The sequence below is a fragment of the Pseudomonas sp. ChxA genome (assembly GCF_030263855.1).
GTDB classification, from domain to species: Bacteria; Pseudomonadota; Gammaproteobacteria; order Pseudomonadales; family Pseudomonadaceae; genus Aquipseudomonas; species Aquipseudomonas fluorescens_CB.
The window spans coordinates 2,038,195-2,055,177 of the sequence record NZ_JARPMK010000001.1; the positions used below are offsets into that span (position 1 = coordinate 2,038,195).

Genomic DNA, 16,983 nt, shown 5'->3' on the forward strand with positions numbered 1-16,983 from the left:
GACGCACAGTTGTCATGGGCTATTAACCGCTTGGGCGCAAGCTCGCGAAAACACCGTCGAGGGATGCCCATGACCAGTGCCGAGTTCGCCAAGCCCAGCCGCAAACAACGGGTTCGTACCCTGTGGATCTCCGACGTGCACTTGGGCACCCGGGATTGCCAGGCCGAGCACCTGTCGCAGTTTCTCAAGGGCTACCACGCCGACAAGGTCTACCTGGTGGGCGATATCATCGACGGTTGGAAAATGCGAGGCGGCATGTATTGGCCCCAGGCCCACACCAATGTGATCCGCCGCTTGCTGACCATGGCCAAGCGCGGCACGGAGGTGATCTACGTCACCGGTAACCACGACGAATTCCTGCGCCGCTACTCCAAGCTGATCCTGGGCAATATCCAACTGGTGGACGAGGCCGTGCACGTCACCGCCGACGGTCGCCACTTGCTGGTGATCCACGGCGATCAATTTGATGTAATCACCCGTTACCACCGCTGGCTGGCCTTCCTCGGCGATTCGGCCTACGAGTTCACCCTCACGCTCAATCGCTGGCTCAACCACTGGCGTGCGCGGTATGGCTATGGCTACTGGTCGTTGTCGGCGTACCTGAAACACAAGGTCAAGACGGCGGTGAGTTTTATCAGCGATTTCGAAGAAGCGATCGCCCACGAGGTGACCAAGCGCGAGCTGCATGGCGTGGTGTGCGGGCATATTCACCATGCCGAGATTCGCAAGGTGGGCGAGGTGGACTACCTCAATTGCGGAGATTGGGTGGAGTCGTGCACCGCGTTGATCGAGCACTGGGATGGCAGTATCGAGTTGTATCGCTTGGCGGATGCGCAGGCCAAAGAGGCGCTGCTCAAAGCCGAGATGGTTGCGGGCTGAACTGAAGCTAGATGAGATTCTAATGTGGGAGCGGGCTTGCTCGCGAATACGGAGTGTCAGTCAATATATTAGGTGACTGACACTCCGTATTCGCGAGCAAGCCCGCTCCCACATTTAGCTCCCGGTTTCTTCAGTGGGAAACGTCGGCGATAGCCTCGGCCAGTAATGCCAGGCGCGTGGCATCAATGCCGGCCACATTCGCCCGCCCTGAACTGACCATATACACGCTGTGCTTCTCGCGCAGTTGCTTGACCTGTTCGGCACTCAAGCCGGTATAGGAAAACATCCCGCGCTGCGCACCAATATGCGCAAACTTCTCGGCCAGCCCGTGGGGCGCCAGCGCCTCCACCAGCCCGGAGCGCAGTTGGGCAATGCGCGAACGCATGGCTTCGACTTCATCGCTCCAGCGCTTTTTCAGCTCGGCGTCGCCCAGGATGGTCGCTACCACTGCGGCGCCATGATCCGGCGGTGTCGACCACAGGTTGCGCGCGATATTCGCCAGTTGGCTGCGCACGTCCGTGAGCTTTTCGGCGTCTGCCGCGCACACGATCAGCGCGCCGACACGGTCGCTGTACAGGCCGAAGTTCTTCGAGCAGGAACTGGTGACCAGCACTTCCGGCAGCTCGGCGGCAAACAACCGCACCGCCCAGGCGTCCTGTTCCAGGCCGTCGCCAAAGCCCTGGTAGGCGAAGTCGATCAATGGCAGCAATTGCCGTTCGCGCACGATGTGCAACACCTGGTGCCAATCGTCCTGGGACAAGTCAAAACCGGTCGGGTTATGGCAGCAGGCATGCAACAACACCACGTCGCCCTTGGGCACGGAGGCCAGCGTTGCGAGCATCGCGCCCACGTCCAGACGGTTGTCCACGCCTACATACGGGTAATGGCTGACCTTGAGCCCGGCCTTGGCGAAGATGGTTTCGTGGATCGGCCAGGTCGGGTTGCTCAGCCACACGCCACGGCCGGGCAGGTTTTGCGCGATAAAGTCGGCACTCAGGCGCAGCGCGCCAGTGCCGCCTGGGGTTTGCGTGGCACCGGCACGGCGCTCGCGAATCAGCGCGGAATCGGCGCCCAGCACCAGTTGGCTGATCAGCGAGCCGAAGGCCGCATTGCCGTGGCCACCGATGTAGGTCTTGGTGGTTTGCGTGTCCACCAGGCGCTGTTCGGCCAGTTTTACCGAGTGCGGAATTGGCGTCAGGCCTTGGTCGTCCTTGTAGACACCCACGCCCAGGTCGAACTTGTTCGGGTTGGCGTCCTGGGCATACAGGTCCATCAGCCCGAGGATCGGGTCGCCGGGCACGCGGCCAATGGCATCAAAATGCATTACTTGCGGCCCTCGGCGACTTTGGCCACTTCGTCGGTGCGCGCGGCCATGATGAAGTCGTTACGGTGCAGGCCTTTGATCGAGTGGCTCCACCAGGTCACGGTGACTTTGCCCCACTCGGTCAGCAGGCCCGGGTGATGGCCTTCGGCTTCGGAGATTTCACCCATGGCGTTGGTAAAGGCCAGGGCGAATTTGAAGTTCTTGAACAGGAAAACCTTTTCCAGCTGCATCACGCCATCGCGTACTTCGATGTTCCAGTCGGGAATCTGCTTGATCAGTACCGGCAGTTCTTCGTCGCTGACTTGTGGGGCATCGGCGCGGCAGGCTTCGCAGTGGGCTTGGTTCAAGGTGGTCATGGAGGTGTCCTGAATTCGAAAGATTGAGATCAGTGGGCGTTACCCTAAAGCAACGCGCGGCCAGGGAACAGATTCACCTGGCCTCAAAATGTAAGGTTCAAGCCGCTTCGGGTTTGGGCGGGACTGCCTTTGGGGGGAAGAGCGGTGCATGCAGACCCAACTGCATACCGCGCTCGACCATGCCCATGATGTCTTCCTGCGCCACTTCAAACAGGCGCTTCAGCTCGGGCAATACGAAGTACAGCGGTTGCAGAATGTCGATGCGATACGGCGTGCGCATCGCTTCCAGCGGGTCGAAGGCCTGGTGTTTGGGTTCATCCGACAGGCAATACACGCTTTCTTTGGGCGACGACAAAATGCCGCCACCGTAGATGCGCCGGCCTTGCGGGGTGTCCACCAGGCCGAACTCGATGGTCATCCAGTACAGGCGCGCCAGGTACACGCGTTGCTCTTTGGTGGCCGCCAGGCCGAGCTTGCCGTAGGTGTGGGTGAACTCGGCAAACCACGGGTTGGTCAGCAGCGGGCAGTGGCCGAAGATCTCGTGGAAAATGTCCGGCTCTTGCAGGTAGTCCAGTTCTTCGCGGGTGCGAATAAAGGTCGCCACCGGAAACTGTTTGCTGGCGAGCAATTCGAAGAAGGTCTGGAAGGGGATCAATGCGGGTACGCGGGCAACTTGCCAGCCGGTGGTCTCGGCCAACACCTTGTTGATTTCGCCCAGTTGCGGAATGCGGTCCAGGGGCAGGCCGAGTTTGTCGATGCCGTCCAGGTATTCCTGGCAGGCGCGCCCCTCGATCACTTTCAATTGGCGCGTGATCAGGGTGTTCCACACCGCGTGTTCTTCCGGCGGGTAGTGGATAAAACCTTGCGCATCGGGCTCGCGGGCCACGTAGTGCGTCTGCTTCATACGGCTCTCCTGCTAGGCATTCGTTCTTGTTATGTCCTGCGATGAGCCTATTGATACCCCGCAAGGCGTCGGATTCCATCTGGGCAAAGCGCTCACTTGTAGGAAAAGTTACCGCTTTATGTAAAGTTTTCGTTACGGTATGCCGATCTGTCGGTGTCTTGGGCTGTGAAAAGGTCTCAAGCTGTCACATAATCTTGACGACTATCTGCGCCCAGCGGCAAAAAGACGCGGCGCTTTCCCACTTTTCGGGCTTTTTAATGCGTATCAAAGTGCACTGCCAGAACCGTATCGGCATCCTGCGGGACATCCTCAACCTGCTGGTGGAGTACGGCGTCAACGTCGCCAAAGGCGAGGTAGGCGGTGAGCACGGCAACGCCATTTACTTGTTTTGTCCCAATCTGGTGAACATGCAGTTCCAGGCGCTGCGCCCGCAATTCGAAGCGATTGCCGGGGTATTTGGGGTTAAACGGGTAGGGCTGATGCCCAGCGAACGTCGGCATATGGAGCTTAATGCGCTGCTCGGCGCCCTGGAGTTTCCGGTGTTGTCGATTGATATGGGCGGCTCCATCGTCGCCGCCAACCGCGCGGCGGCGCAGTTACTCGGGGTGAGGGTGGACGAGGTGCCGGGCATTCCGCTGTCGCGTTATGCCGAGGATTTCGACCTGCCGGAGTTGGTGCGTGCGAGCAAATCGCGCATCAACGGCTTGCGGGTCAAGGTCAAGGGTGACGTGTTTTTGGCGGACATCGCGCCGCTGCAATCCTCCGAGCACGACGACAGCGAGGCCATGGCCGGCGCCGTGTTGACCCTGCACCGTGCCGACCGTGTGGGCGAGCGTATCTACAATGTGCGCAAGCAAGAGCTGCGCGGCTTCGACAGTATTTTCCAAAGCTCCAAAGTCATGGCCGCCGTGGTGCGCGAAGCCCGGCGCATGGCGCCGCTGGATGCGCCGCTATTAATAGAAGGTGAAACCGGCACCGGCAAAGAGTTGCTGGCACGCGCTTGTCACTTGGCCAGCCCGCGCGGGCAATCACCCTTGATGGCGCTCAACTGTGCGGGCCTGCCCGAGTCGATGGCCGAGACCGAGTTGTTCGGTTACGGCCCCGGCGCGTTTGAAGGGGCACGGGCCGAGGGCAAGCTGGGGCTGCTGGAGCTGACGGCGGGCGGTACGTTGTTTCTCGATGGCGTGGGGGAAATGAGCGCACGCTTGCAGGTGAAATTGCTGCGCTTTTTGCAGGATGGCTGCTTTCGCCGGGTGGGCAGTGATGAAGAGGTGTACCTCGATGTGCGGGTGATCTGCGCGACCCAGGTGGACCTGTCCGAACTCTGCGCGCGTGGAGAATTCCGCCAGGACCTGTATCACCGGCTCAACGTGTTGTCGCTGCATATCCCGCCGTTGCGTGAATGCCTGGACGGCCTGGCGCCGCTGGTCGAACACTTTCTCGACCAGGCCAGCCGGCAGATTGGTTGCCCACTGCCCAAGCTGGCACCGGCGGCGATGGACCGGCTCAGTCACTACCACTGGCCGGGCAACGTGCGGCAGTTGGAAAACGTGTTGTTTCAGGCGGTGTCGTTGTGCGACGGCGGTACGGTCAAGGCCGAGCATATTCGCCTGCCGGATTATGGGGTGCGCCAGCCGCTTGGCGATTTTTCCCTGGAAGGCGGGTTGGAGAATATCGTTGGGCGGTTTGAAAAGGCGGTGCTGGAGGCTTTGTATGCCGAGCACCCGAGCAGTCGGCAGTTGGGTAAGCGCCTAGGCGTGTCGCACACCACCATTGCCAATAAGTTGCGCGATTACGAAATCCTCAAAACCGATAAATAGCCGGCGGATACACCGGGGTTAAAACTGTGGGAGCTGGCTTGCCTGCGATAGCGGTGTGTCAGCTGGCCCATTTATCACTGACCCACCGCTATCGCAGGCAAGCCAGCTCCCACAGTTGATCTTTGTCGTCCTTAAGACCGGTGCTTGCCGCAGGCGGCAGTAGTCCGCCGTTTTTTCGACTCTACCCCTGCCACCTAATCTCCAAGCCTGCCCGCAAACCCCCGCCGTACATGGACTTCAAGCTATTTTCAAAAGTTGGTTCGCAAATTGCTTAAGCCTCATCAGAGCAACGGTGGGCGGCAAGCGTCCGTCAGAAAGAGGATAGAGCGTGGACAAGTACCTTTATGTGGCAATGACCGGCGCCAGCCAGAATGCACTGGCGCAAAAGGCCCATGCCAACAATCTGGCGAACATTTCCACCAACGGTTTTCAACGGGACCTGGAGCAGGCGCGTTCGATGCCGGTGTTCGGTGACAGCTTTCCGGCGCGGGCATTTGCCATGACCGAACGGCCGGGCACCGACTTCTCCCAGGGCGCCATGATTGAAACCGGTCGCGACCTCGATGTGGCGGTCAGCGGTGACGGTTGGATGGCGGTGCAAACCCCGGATGGTGGCGAAGCCTACGTGCGCAGCGCCAGCATGAATGTGGATGCGCTGGGCGTGTTGCGTGCCGGCAACGGCATGCCGGTGATGGGCAACGGTGGCCCGATTGCTGTGCCGCCCGAGCAGAAAATCGAAGTGGGCGCCGACGGCACCATCAGCATCCGCGCCATGGGCGAAGGCCCACGCGTGATGGCTGAAGTGGACCGCATCAAGCTGGTCCAGCCGGACCTCAAGAACATGACCAAGGGCCTGGATGGCGCCATCCATACCAAGGATGGCCAGCCGGCCCAGGCTGACGCAAACGTGCGGCTGACCTCGGGTTTCCTGCAGGCGAGCAACGTCAATGCGGTGGAAGAAATGACCGCCGTGCTGTCGCTCTCCAAGCAGTTCGAGCTGCACATCAAGATGATGAACAGCGCTAAAGAAGACGACCAGGCCATGACCCGCGTTTTGGCAATGAGCTGATTGCAGCGTCACTGAAGACTAATTTTGCAGCACAGCGCCAACAAACAGGCGCACGAAGGAGAACACTATGCTTCCGGCTCTATGGGTTGCCAAAACAGGTTTGGCCGCGCAGGACACCAACCTGACCACCATCTCCAACAACTTGGCGAACGTGTCGACCACGGGTTTCAAACGTGACCGCGCCGAGTTCCAGGATTTGCTCTATCAGATCAAGCGCCAGCCAGGTGCCCAGTCGACCCAGGACAGCGAACTGCCGTCGGGCCTGCAACTGGGTACCGGTGTGCAGATCGTCGGCACCCAGAAGAACTTCAGCGCCGGTAACCTGCAGCAAACCAACCAGCCGCTGGACATGGCCATCAACGGCCGGGGTTTCTTCCAGATCCTGCAGCCGGATGGCACCACCTCCTACACCCGTGACGGTACTTTCCACCTCGATTCCAATGGCCAGATCGTTACCGCCAACGGCTTCGCGCTGGAGCCAGCTGTGGTGGTTCCAGCCGATGCCAAGACCTTTACCGTCGGCACCGACGGCACCGTGTCCATCACCGTGGCCGGCAACCCGGCGTCGCAAGTGATCGGCAACCTGCAAACCGCCGACTTCATCAACCCGGCCGGCCTGCAGGCCATGGGTAACAACCTGTTCCTGGAAACCGCCTCCAGCGGCGCGCCGCAAATCGGCACCCCAGGCCTCAACGGTTTTGGTACCACCCTGCAACAAACCCTGGAAACTTCCAACGTCAGCACGGTTGAGGAGATGGTCAACATGATCACCACCCAGCGCGCCTACGAGATGAACTCCAAGGTGATTTCCACCGCCGACCAGATGCTTTCGTTCGTAACGCAGAATCTGTAATCAAGTCTATGGGGCGCCTTTTGCGGCGCCTGCAACACCGTGAGGTAAGGGTCATGAATCGCTATGTTTCTGTTCTGGCATTGAGTGGGATCGCCGTGCTCGCGGGCTGTGTCGCCCCGTCGCCGAAACCCAATGACCCGTACTACGCGCCGGTGTTGCCGCGCACGCCATTGCCGGCGGCGGCCAACAATGGCTCGATCTACCAGGCCGGTTTCGAACAGAACCTGTACAGCGACCGCAAGGCTTTCCGGGTGGGTGACATCATCACCATCACCCTCAACGAGAAGACCCAGGCCAGCAAGAACGCCAACTCGCAGATCGGCAAGACCAGCAAGACCAGCATCGGCCTGACCTCGCTGTTTGGTGGCGGCCTGACCACCAATAACCCTTTGGGCGATGGCGATCTGAGCCTCAATGCCGGTTACAGCGGCGACCGTGCCACCAACGGCAAGAGCGCGGCGGGGCAGGGCAACAGCCTGACCGGTTCGATCACCGTAACGGTGGCGGATGTGTTGCCCAACGGCATCATCGCCGTACGCGGTGAAAAGTGGATGACCCTCAACACCGGCGACGAGCTGGTGCGTATCGCCGGCATGGTGCGTGCCGATGATATTTCTACCGACAACACCGTGCCGTCGACGCGCATTGCCGATGCACGCATTACCTACTCGGGTACGGGTTCGTTTGCTGATGCGAGTCAGCCGGGCTGGTTCGACCGTTTCTTCCTTAGCCCGCTGTTCCCTTTCTAGGTGGCCATTTTGAACCTCAAACAGCTGATGGCTGCCGCGTTATTGCTGGCCTTGAGCGCAGTGGCCCACGCCGAGCGGTTGAAAGACATCGCCAGTATTTCCGGCGTGCGTTCCAACCAATTGATCGGCTACGGCCTGGTCGTGGGGCTTAACGGGACGGGTGACCAGACTACCCAGACGCCGTTTACCCTGCAGACCTTCAACAACATGCTCTCGCAGTTCGGTATCAAGGTGCCGCCTGGGTCGGGCAACGTGCAGCTCAAAAACGTCGCGGCCGTGTCGATCAGTGCCGATTTGCCGGCGTTCTCCAAGCCGGGCCAGGTGGTGGACATCACCGTGTCGTCCATCGGTAACTCGAAAAGCCTGCGCGGCGGCACCCTGCTGATGACGCCGCTCAAAGGTATCGACGGCAACGTCTACGCCATCGCCCAGGGCAACCTGGTGGTCGGCGGTTTTGACGCCGAGGGCCGTGACGGCTCGAAAATCACCGTGAACGTGCCATCGGCCGGTCGCATTCCTGGCGGCGCCACGGTTGAACGCACCGTGCCCAGCGGTTTCAACCAGGGCAACAGCCTGACCCTTAACCTCAATCGCTCGGACTTCACCACCGCCAAGCGCGTGGTCGACAAGATCAACGACATGCTCGGCCCTGGCGTGGCACAAGCCATCGACGGCGGCTCGATCCGTGTGACGGCGCCGCTCGACCCAAGCCAGCGTGTCGACTACCTGTCGATCCTGGAAAACCTTGAAGTCGACCCAGGCCAGGCAGTGGCCAAAGTCATCATCAACTCGCGTACCGGCACCATCGTGATCGGCCAGAACGTCAAGGTCTCGCCGGCAGCAGTCACCCACGGCAGCCTGACCGTGACCATCACCGAAGACCCGATCGTCAGCCAGCCTGGGCCGCTGTCCAATGGCCAGACGGCCGTGGTACCGCGCTCGCGGGTCAATGCCCAGCAAGAAGCCAAGCCGATGTTCAAGTTCGGCCCGGGCACCACCCTGGACGAGATTGTCCGCGCGGTGAACCAGGTGGGCGCAGCGCCCGGCGACTTGATGGCAATTCTCGAAGCTTTGAAACAGGCCGGCGCCTTGCAAGCCGACCTGATCGTGATCTAAGGCCATGGCCATGGATATGCACAAAAGCGGGTTCACCAGCACGGCGGATTCGGGGTCTTACTCCGACCTCAACCGGCTGAACCAGCTCAAGGTCGGCGCCGACAAGAACAGCGAAGGCAACATGCGCAAAGTCGCGCAGGAGTTCGAGTCGCTGTTCCTGAGCGAGATGCTCAAGTCGATGCGCTCGGCCACCGAGGCGCTGGGCAAGGACAACCCGCTGAACACACCGGCTGCCAAGCAGTACCAGGAAATGTACGACCAGCAGTTGGCGGTCTCCATGTCCCGCGAAGGCGGCGGTATCGGTTTGGCTGACGTGCTGATGCGCCAGATGCAGAAGAACAAGCCGGTCGAGGCGCAGTCCTCGACCTTGCAAGGCCCGGCGGCGGCCGAGCCGGTCAAGGCCAAGAAGGTCGATGTGCCGACTGAAATCGCCGCCGGCACCCAGGCGAATGGCCCGTTAGGGCGCTCCAATGGCCAGCGGCCGTTGTGGGCTTACCGCGTTGCAGAGCCGCAAGGCGCCAGCGCGCACACCAACGACATGGAACTGATGAACCAGCGCCGCATGGCGTTGCCGAGCAAGCTCACCGATCGCCTGCTGGCCGGTATCGTGCCGAACGCCCCGGCCGCTACTCAGGCCGCGAGTGCGCCACTGCGTAACAGCGCCGCCACCGATAACGTGGTCAACAGCACCGCGCGCAACTTTGCCGTGCCGAGCGGGCGCATGCAGGTTTATGGCCGCGCGATTGCGCAGCCACCGCTGGCGCCGGCGAAAAAAGCCTTCAGCTCGCAGGATGAATTTGTCGCCACCATGCTGCCGATGGCCAAGGCCGCCGCGGCGCGCATCGGGGTCGACCCCAAATACCTGGTGGCCCAGGCCGCGCTGGAAACCGGTTGGGGCAAATCGGTGATGCGCGCCGAGGACGGCAGCAGCAGCCACAACCTGTTCGGCATCAAGGCCGGGCAGAGCTGGCAGGGCGGCCAGGCGCGTGCAATCACCAGCGAGTTTCGTGATGGGTCGATGGTCAAGGAAACGGCGCAATTTCGCTCCTACAACTCCTACCAGGACAGCTTCCACGACCTCGTGACATTGCTGCAAAGCAATGATCGCTATAAAGAAGTTGTGAAATCAGCCGACAACCCGGAACAGTTTGTACGCGAGTTGCAAAAAGCCGGATATGCAACCGACCCGGACTACGCCAGCAAGATTTCGCAGATCGCCAAAACGATGAACAGTTACCAGAATTTCGCTGCCGCTGGCGCAACCACACATTTATAAGGTCTGAACCATGAGTTTGCTCAGTATCGGGATGTCAGGACTCAATGCCGCTCAAGGCTCGTTGTCGGTCTTGAGTAACAACATTGCCAACGTCAATACCCCGGGATACTCGCGCCAGCAGACCACCCAGAACGCCAGCGCCAATAACCAGTATGGCGGCGTGTTTATCGGCAGTGGCACAACGCTCGCGGATGTGCGCCGCATTTATAACGACTTTTTGGGCGCGGCCTACCAGAGCAGCACCGCTCTGAACAGCGATGCCAACGCCTATGCGGGCCAGGCGGCAGCGATCGACAAGACCCTGTCGGACAAGTCCACGGGTATGTCAGCCGTGCTCAGCGCGTTTTTTGCCTCTTTGCAGAACGCCGCGGCCACGCCCAGCGATGTGTCTGCGCGGCAGTTGCTGATCACCAACGCCCAGACCTTGAGCAACCGCTTCAACGCGATTTCCACGCAGTTGACCCAGCAGAAAGAAAGCATCAACGGCCAACTGTCGACCATGAGCGATCAAGTCAACAAACTGACCTCGTCGATTGCCTCGCTCAACAGTCAAATTTCGACGGCCCAGGGGTCTTCGACCAGTGCGCCGGCCAACCTGCTGGATGCGCGCAATGAGGCAGTGCGTTCGCTCAATGAGCTGATCGGCGTGACGGCCACCGAGAAGAACGGCCAGTTCAGCATCACCACCGGCACCGGCCAATCGCTGGTAGAAGGCAGCATTGCCAATACCATTTCGGCGGTGCCGAGCAAGAGCGACAACAGCCAGTACACCATCCAGTTGAACATGGGCGACACGCCGATGGACATCGGCAGTGTGGTCAGTGGTGGCAGTATCGGCGGCCTGTTGCGTTATCGCAGCGATGCGCTGATGCCCGCCATCAACGACCTGGGGCGCATCGCGATTGCCACCGCCGACAGCGTTAACAGCCAGTTGGGCCAGGGCCTGGACCTGAACAGTGATTTCGGTTCCTCGCTGTTTGGCGACATCAACAGCGCTGCGGCGATTTCCCAGCGCAGCCAGGCGGCCGCCGGTAACAGCGCAGGTTCCGGCAACCTGAACGTGACGATTGCCGACAGCAGCAAGCTGTCGACCTTCGACTACAAGGTGACGTTCACCAGCGGCAACCAATACAACGTGGTGCGCTCCGACGGCAAAGCCATGGGCTCGTTCGACACCACCACCACGCCACCGCCAGTGATTGACGGTTTTACCCTGGCCTTGGATGGCAAGGGGCCGGTGGCGGCCGGTGACAGCTTCAAGGTCAGCCCGACGGCCAATGGCGCCAGCGGCATCAGTGTCGACCTCAAAGACCCGAACAAACTCGCCTTCGCCGCGCCCTTGGCCGGCAATGCCAGCAAGACCAATACCGGCACCGGCGCGTTCACCCAGCCGACCTTGACCGTGCCGATCGATATCGACGGCGGCGCGGCGACTGCGCAATTGCGCACCGGGATCGAAAACTCGATGCCGGTGAAAATGGTGTTCGGCAAACCTGCGGCGGACGGCACCCAGTCCTATTCGATCAGTGATGCCCAGGGCAACTCGATCGGCACCGGCACCATCATTCCGGGCCAGGGCAACAAGGTCAGCGTGAATGTGCCGATGCGCGATGCCAGCGGTGCGTTGATCCCGGGCAAAAGCTTCAGTTTTGACACCACCGTGTCCGGTTCGCCGGCCAACGGTGACAGCACCACCTTTTCGTTCAACAGCGGCGCCAGCTCCGATGGCCGTAATGCCCAGGAACTGCTGGGGTTGCAGACCAAAGCCACGGTCGGCGCGGTGGACGGCAATGCGGGCGTCAGCCTGGTCAGCGCCAACAGCCGGTTGGTGTCCCAAGTCGGCTCCAAGGCCGCCCAGGCCAACACCGACAGCACCGCCACCGGCGCCTTGCTGGCGGCAAACAAGGCGGCCAGCAACTCGGTGTCCCAGGTCAACCTGGACGAGGAGGCGGGCGACATGATCAAGTTCCAGCAGTACTACACCGCGTCGTCGCAGATCATCAAGGCCGCGCAAGAAACCTTCAGCACACTGATCAACGCCCTTTAAAGGAGTCTGGAACGATGCGTATCTCTACACAGCAGTATTTCGACACCAGCTCCAGCAAGTATCAGGACAACTACTCCGGTGTGGTCAAGGCCCAGGACCAGGCGAGCTCCGGTGTGCGCGTGCAAACCGCTGCCGATGACCCGGTGGCCGCCGCCCAGTTGCTGATGCTGCAACAGCAGAAAGACATGCTGGGGCAGTACAACGGCAACATTACGACCTTGCAGAACTCGCTGAACAACGAAGAAAGCGTGTTGGGGAGCATCAATACCGCTTTGCAGTCCGCGCAGGGTTTGGCATTGCAGGCCGGTAACCTCAAGCTCAGCAACGATGATCGCAAGGCGATCGCGGCCCAGGTCGGCGCGCTTGAAGACCAAGTGTTGGGCTTGCTCAATACTAAAGACGCCAGTGGCAACTACATGTTCTCTGGGGCCAAGACCGATACACCGCCTTACAGCCGCAACAACGATGGCGCCTATACCTACCAAGGTGACGAAACGCCGCTGAGCCTGCAGGTGTCGAGCAACCTGACGATTGCCATGGGCGATACCGGCAAGGCCTTGCTGGAAAGCTCATCCAACACCGGTCGCACGCAAACCTCGATTTTGCCGCCGGCGGTCAATGACGGCAAAGTCGCGATCTCGGCAGGCCTGGTCACTTCCGGCACGGCTTACACCAAGAGTTTTGCCGATGGTCAACCGTATAAGCTGACCTTCTCCAGTAGCACCCAGTACAGCGTGAGCGACAAGGACGGTAACGACGTTACCTCCGAGATCACCGGTAATGGCACGTTTGACTCCACCAAGGAGGGCGCGTCCAGCGTCAACCTGCGCGGGGTCAAATTTGACATCAGCCTGAACCTCGGGGCGGATGTTGCCTCGGGCCCGGCCTCGGATGCGTTGGTGGCAGGCAAGTCGTTTACGCTGGAAAGCAAACCCGACACGTTCAGCAGCTCGCGTACGGCAAGCAACCCCTCCACGGCGCAGTTGACCGGTGGCCGCGTCACGGATCAGGCTGCCTACGCCAGTACCTTTCCCAACTCGGGGGCGGTGATTAAGTTCACCAGCGGCAATGCCTACGAGGTCTATGCCCAGCCCTACAGCGCCAACAGCAAGTCGATTGCCTCAGGCACCATGGCCACCGGCGCGACGTCGATCACGGCGGCTGGCGTGACCTTTGATGTGAGCGGCACGCCAGGTGCCGGTGATCAGTTTTCCCTCGCTGCCACCAGCAACAAGAATATGAACGCCCTGGACACCCTGGGCCAACTGCGCAAGGCGCTGGAAACCCCAGCCGATGGCGACCCGGTTGCCATGAACAAGCTCAAGGATGTGCTCAATACCACGATCGGCAACCTGACTAACGCGTCGGCGCAGATCGACCAGGTCCGTGGCTCCATCGGTGCGCGCCAGAACGCCCTGGATATCCAAGGTCAGGAAAACACCAGCCTGGGCCTGGCCAACACCTCGACCATGTCGTCATTGGCCAACGTCGATATGGGGCAGGCCGCCATTGACCTGACTTTGCAGCAGACCATGCTGCAAGCCTCGCAACTGGCCTTTGTGAAAATCTCCCAGTTGAGCCTGTTCAGCCGCATGTAATCGGCAGCCTTACACACGGCCCACCCTGGCAACAGGGTGGGCCGTTGTCGTTTCTGGTGCCGGGAATGTTGCCGGGTTTTGCATAAAGCGCACAAAATTGAGTGACCTGTGAGTCATAAAGCGCATCTTCACTGTATCGTGTGAAAAGGATAAGTCGCTTGCGAGTCTTTACGCGGCGGCTTTCAGCGATATTTTTACGGGGTTATCCCCTTTATTGTCAGCGCTCCCGGCTCGGTCCGAGGGGTGTTATCCAGCTATTTAGTATTGGGAAGCCACAATGATTGGCATAAAAAGCATCGCCAGTTACGTGCCGGCAGACGGGATCGATAACTACGCCCAGGGTGCCAAATTCGCCAAGGATGAAGAATTCATCATCGGCAAGATCGGTTCGGCGTTCCTGCCGCGCAAGGATGCTGCGCAGGAAACTTCCGACCTGTGCGTCGAGGCGGTCAACGCCTTGTTTGCTGCCAACCCTGAATTGAAGCGCGAATCCATCGACGCTGTGATCGTCGTGACCCAGAACGGCGATGAAGAAGGTTTGCCGCACACGGCCGCCATCGTCCAGGACAAATTGGGCCTGCCCACCCACGTGGCAGCGTTTGATATCTCCTTGGGCTGCTCGGGTTATGTCTACGGCATCTACGCGATGAAGGGCTTCATGGAAGCCACCGGCCTGAAAAACGGCCTGCTGATCACCGCTGACCCGTATTCGAAGATCGTCGACCCTGAAGATCGCAACACCACCATGTTGTTTGGTGATGCCGCCACCGCCACCTGGATGGGCGAAGACGCGCCGTGGCTGTTGGGCAAGTCCAAGTTCGGCACCGACGGTTCCGGCGCGCCGCACCTTAAGGTCAGTGATGGCGTGTTTTTCATGAACGGCCGCCAAGTGTTCAACTTTGCCTTGCTCAAGGTGCCGGCACATTTGCACGAGCTGCTCAATGAGTCGGACCTCAAAGCTGACGAAATCGACGCATTCTGCATCCACCAGGGCAGTGCGGCGATTGTCGACGCGGTTGCGCGGCGTTTCGAAGAGGCGCCGGTAGAGAAGTTCATCAAGGACATGGTCGAGACCGGCAACACCGTGTCGTCGAGCATTCCGTTGCTGCTGGAAAAGCACATGCTGGACGCCGACTGGAAGCGCGTTGCCATCAGCGGTTTCGGCGTGGGCCTGTCGTGGGGCTCGGCGATTCTCTATCGCCCGTAACGCTCTAATAGGCTGCACACAAAAACGCCCAGGCTCAAAAAGCCTGGGCGTTTTTTATTGTGGCGAGCGGGCTTGCCCCGCGTTGGGCTGCGCAGCAGCCCCAAAGATGTCAGCAGCCCATGAATTCAGGACTTTTCAGCCGCTTTAACCCCTTGAATTACAAAGGGTGGCCCCGTGCTAGTAAAAAAAATCAAAAAAGTCCTCAAGCAACCTGCTTTCACGACGATAACTATTACGAAGGTTCTCTAGGCCACACCCGGCGGTTGCCAGGGCCGGAAGCCGCAGTACACCACCCACGAGGATTTCGTCATGGCTTTAACAGTAAACACCAACCTTGCTTCGTTGAACGTTCAGAACAACCTGAACAAGGCTTCCGGCGCTCTGCAAACTTCCATGCAGCGTCTGTCCTCCGGCCTGCGTATCAACAGCGCCAAAGACGATGCGGCCGGCCTGCAAATCTCCAACCGTCTGACCAGCCAGATCAACGGCCTGGGCGTTGCAATCAAAAACGCCAACGACGGCAGCTCGATTGCTCAGACCGCTGAAGGCGCAATGCAGCAGTCCACCAACATCCTGCAAAGCATGCGTACCCTGGCTCTGCAATCCGCCAACGGCTCGCCAAGCGCTGACGACCGTAAGTCGAACCAGGCTCAATACGCAGCACTGACTGCTGAATTGACCCGTATCGCTACCACCACTACTTTCGGTGGCAAGAACCTGCTGGACGGTTCTTTCGGTACCACTTCGTTCCAGGTCGGCGCCAACGCCAACCAGACCATCGACATGAGCATCGGTAACGTTGCAGCCAACAACATTGGTTCGCAGCAGCTGAAGAGCCAAGGCGTTCTCCCAAGCGCAACTGGCGTTGCTGGCGGCGCACTCACCGTTACCGGTGGCGGCCAGTCCAAGAGCCTGACCATCGCTGCCGGTGCTTCGGCCGGGCAGATCGCTGCGCAAATGAACGGCGCTGTAGGCGGCCTGGCTGCTACTGCCAGCACTGTTGCCCAGTTCACCGTTGACTCCGCTGCCATCGCTGCTGCAACCCCTGCCAGCGCCAACTTCACCCTGCAAGTCGGTGGCGGTGCTGCGGTTCAGTTCACTGGCGTGGTCAAAGCTTCTGACCTGGCTGACCAACTGAAGTCCAACGCTGCCAAACTGGGCATCACCGTTAACTACGATTCGACCACTCAAGCGCTGTCGGTCAAGTCCGATACCGGTGAGAACCTGACCTTCAACGCTGGCGACGCTGGTGCTATCGCAGGCGTCAAGGTTGCAACCCTGGATGGTACCGGTACTGCCGGCACCGCCGTTGCCCTGGCTAACACCGCTATCATCGCAACCGGCGCAGTTTCCCTGAACTCCTCCAGCAGCTACTCGCTGAGCGGCGCTGGCGTGACGGGTCTGTTCGCAGCTACCGGTACTGCTGCCAACTCCACCAAAACCACCGTCAACAACACTGACATCACCACTGCTGCCAACGCACAGAACTCGATCGACGTGATCACTCAGGCGATCTCCGACATCGACTCCCAGCGTGCCGGCCTCGGTGCTGTACAAAACCGTTTCGACAACACCGTTGCCAACCTGCAGAGCATCTCCGACAACTCCAGCGCCGCTCGCGGTCAGATCCAGGACGTTGACTACGCTGCTGAAACTGCTCAGTTGACCAAGCAGCAAACCCTGCAACAGGCTTCCACTGCGATCCTGTCCCAGGCCAACCAACTGCCATCCGCTGTACTGAAGCTGCTTCAGTAATAGCCATCGGTAGATGACTGACGGAAGGGC

General features: G+C 60.1%; 14 protein-coding genes. 11 read left to right on the forward strand and 3 right to left on the reverse strand.

The window, feature by feature from the left end; genetic code table 11:
• Nucleotides 1-69: 69 nt before the first annotated feature.
• Entirely contained in the window at nt 70-879 is an 810-nt protein-coding gene (locus P5706_RS09085; protein ID WP_017134916.1) for a UDP-2,3-diacylglucosamine diphosphatase, read from the forward strand.
• 130 nt (nt 880-1,009) lie between these two features.
• Here the strand turns inward: P5706_RS09085 and P5706_RS09090 are convergent, their stop codons facing one another.
• From P5706_RS09090 to phhA, 3 genes are all read right to left on the reverse strand, one after another.
• A complete protein-coding gene (locus tag P5706_RS09090; RefSeq protein ID WP_285679038.1) occupies nt 1,010-2,203 on the reverse strand; it encodes an amino acid aminotransferase in 1,194 nt (397 codons plus the stop codon).
• Entirely contained in the window at nt 2,203-2,559 is a 357-nt protein-coding gene (locus tag P5706_RS09095) for a 4a-hydroxytetrahydrobiopterin dehydratase (protein WP_200433498.1), read from the reverse strand. Before P5706_RS09095 ends, P5706_RS09090 begins: the two co-directional genes overlap by 1 nt.
• A 97-nt stretch (nt 2,560-2,656) precedes the next feature.
• Nucleotides 2,657-3,463, reverse strand: a complete 807-nt coding sequence (gene phhA / locus P5706_RS09100) for a phenylalanine 4-monooxygenase (RefSeq protein ID WP_285679039.1) — start codon at nt 3,461-3,463, stop codon at nt 2,657-2,659.
• A 257-nt stretch (nt 3,464-3,720) separates the two neighbouring features.
• On the opposite strand from phhA, the gene P5706_RS09105 reads away from it, so the two are divergent.
• The 10 genes from P5706_RS09105 (at nt 3,721) to P5706_RS09150 (ending at nt 16,953) form a co-directional block, all read left to right on the forward strand.
• Nucleotides 3,721-5,283, forward strand: coding sequence for a sigma-54-dependent transcriptional regulator (locus tag P5706_RS09105; RefSeq protein ID WP_200433500.1), 1,563 nt, complete (start codon nt 3,721-3,723; stop codon nt 5,281-5,283).
• Nucleotides 5,284-5,611: 328 nt separating this feature from the next.
• On the forward strand, nt 5,612-6,352 hold the full coding sequence (locus P5706_RS09110; protein WP_138814473.1) for a flagellar basal body rod protein FlgF: 741 nt from the start codon (nt 5,612-5,614) through the stop codon (nt 6,350-6,352).
• Nucleotides 6,353-6,419: 67 nt separating this feature from the next.
• Entirely contained in the window at nt 6,420-7,205 is a 786-nt protein-coding gene (flgG, locus tag P5706_RS09115; RefSeq protein ID WP_056859743.1) for a flagellar basal-body rod protein FlgG, read from the forward strand.
• A 53-nt stretch (nt 7,206-7,258) separates the two neighbouring features.
• Complete coding sequence (gene flgH, locus P5706_RS09120; protein ID WP_138814475.1) at nt 7,259-7,954, forward strand: flagellar basal body L-ring protein FlgH; 696 nt, start codon at nt 7,259-7,261, stop codon at nt 7,952-7,954.
• Between the two features lie 27 nt (nt 7,955-7,981).
• Nucleotides 7,982-9,070, forward strand: coding sequence for a flagellar basal body P-ring protein FlgI (locus P5706_RS09125; protein ID WP_244657872.1), 1,089 nt, complete (start codon nt 7,982-7,984; stop codon nt 9,068-9,070).
• A 4-nt stretch (nt 9,071-9,074) separates the two neighbouring features.
• Complete coding sequence (gene flgJ / locus P5706_RS09130) at nt 9,075-10,346, forward strand: flagellar assembly peptidoglycan hydrolase FlgJ (protein WP_200433502.1); 1,272 nt, start codon at nt 9,075-9,077, stop codon at nt 10,344-10,346.
• A 10-nt stretch (nt 10,347-10,356) separates the two neighbouring features.
• Complete coding sequence (gene flgK / locus P5706_RS09135; protein ID WP_285679042.1) at nt 10,357-12,393, forward strand: flagellar hook-associated protein FlgK; 2,037 nt, start codon at nt 10,357-10,359, stop codon at nt 12,391-12,393.
• Between the two features lie 14 nt (nt 12,394-12,407).
• A complete protein-coding gene (locus P5706_RS09140; protein WP_285679043.1) occupies nt 12,408-13,991 on the forward strand; it encodes a flagellar hook-associated protein 3 in 1,584 nt (527 codons plus the stop codon).
• Between the two features lie 277 nt (nt 13,992-14,268).
• Nucleotides 14,269-15,198 (forward strand): ketoacyl-ACP synthase III, encoded by a 930-nt coding sequence (locus P5706_RS09145; RefSeq protein ID WP_200433505.1) that lies wholly within the window; start codon nt 14,269-14,271, stop codon nt 15,196-15,198.
• 309 nt (nt 15,199-15,507) lie between these two features.
• Nucleotides 15,508-16,953: a flagellin N-terminal helical domain-containing protein gene (locus P5706_RS09150; protein WP_285679044.1), complete on the forward strand. Its 1,446-nt coding sequence runs from the start codon at nt 15,508-15,510 to the stop codon at nt 16,951-16,953.
• Nucleotides 16,954-16,983: the final 30 nt, after the last annotated feature.

Excerpts from the sequence above, each read along its gene's own strand:
- P5706_RS09085 (WP_017134916.1), top strand. The coding sequence starts at position 70 with ATGACCAGTGCCGAGTTCGCCAAGCCCAGCCGCAAACAACGGGTTCGT.
- flgG (WP_056859743.1), top strand. The coding sequence starts at position 6,420 with ATGCTTCCGGCTCTATGGGTTGCCAAAACAGGTTTGGCCGCGCAGGAC.
- P5706_RS09140 (WP_285679043.1), top strand. The coding sequence starts at position 12,408 with ATGCGTATCTCTACACAGCAGTATTTCGACACCAGCTCCAGCAAGTAT.
- flgK (WP_285679042.1), top strand. The coding sequence starts at position 10,357 with ATGAGTTTGCTCAGTATCGGGATGTCAGGACTCAATGCCGCTCAAGGC.
- P5706_RS09145 (WP_200433505.1), top strand. The coding sequence starts at position 14,269 with ATGATTGGCATAAAAAGCATCGCCAGTTACGTGCCGGCAGACGGGATC.
- phhA (WP_285679039.1), bottom strand. The coding sequence starts at position 3,463 with ATGAAGCAGACGCACTACGTGGCCCGCGAGCCCGATGCGCAAGGTTTT.
- P5706_RS09150 (WP_285679044.1), top strand. The coding sequence starts at position 15,508 with ATGGCTTTAACAGTAAACACCAACCTTGCTTCGTTGAACGTTCAGAAC.
- flgH (WP_138814475.1), top strand. The coding sequence starts at position 7,259 with ATGAATCGCTATGTTTCTGTTCTGGCATTGAGTGGGATCGCCGTGCTC.
- P5706_RS09125 (WP_244657872.1), top strand. The coding sequence starts at position 7,982 with ATGGCTGCCGCGTTATTGCTGGCCTTGAGCGCAGTGGCCCACGCCGAG.
- P5706_RS09095 (WP_200433498.1), bottom strand. The coding sequence starts at position 2,559 with ATGACCACCTTGAACCAAGCCCACTGCGAAGCCTGCCGCGCCGATGCC.
- flgJ (WP_200433502.1), top strand. The coding sequence starts at position 9,075 with ATGGCCATGGATATGCACAAAAGCGGGTTCACCAGCACGGCGGATTCG.
- P5706_RS09090 (WP_285679038.1), bottom strand. The coding sequence starts at position 2,203 with ATGCATTTTGATGCCATTGGCCGCGTGCCCGGCGACCCGATCCTCGGG.
- P5706_RS09105 (WP_200433500.1), top strand. The coding sequence starts at position 3,721 with ATGCGTATCAAAGTGCACTGCCAGAACCGTATCGGCATCCTGCGGGAC.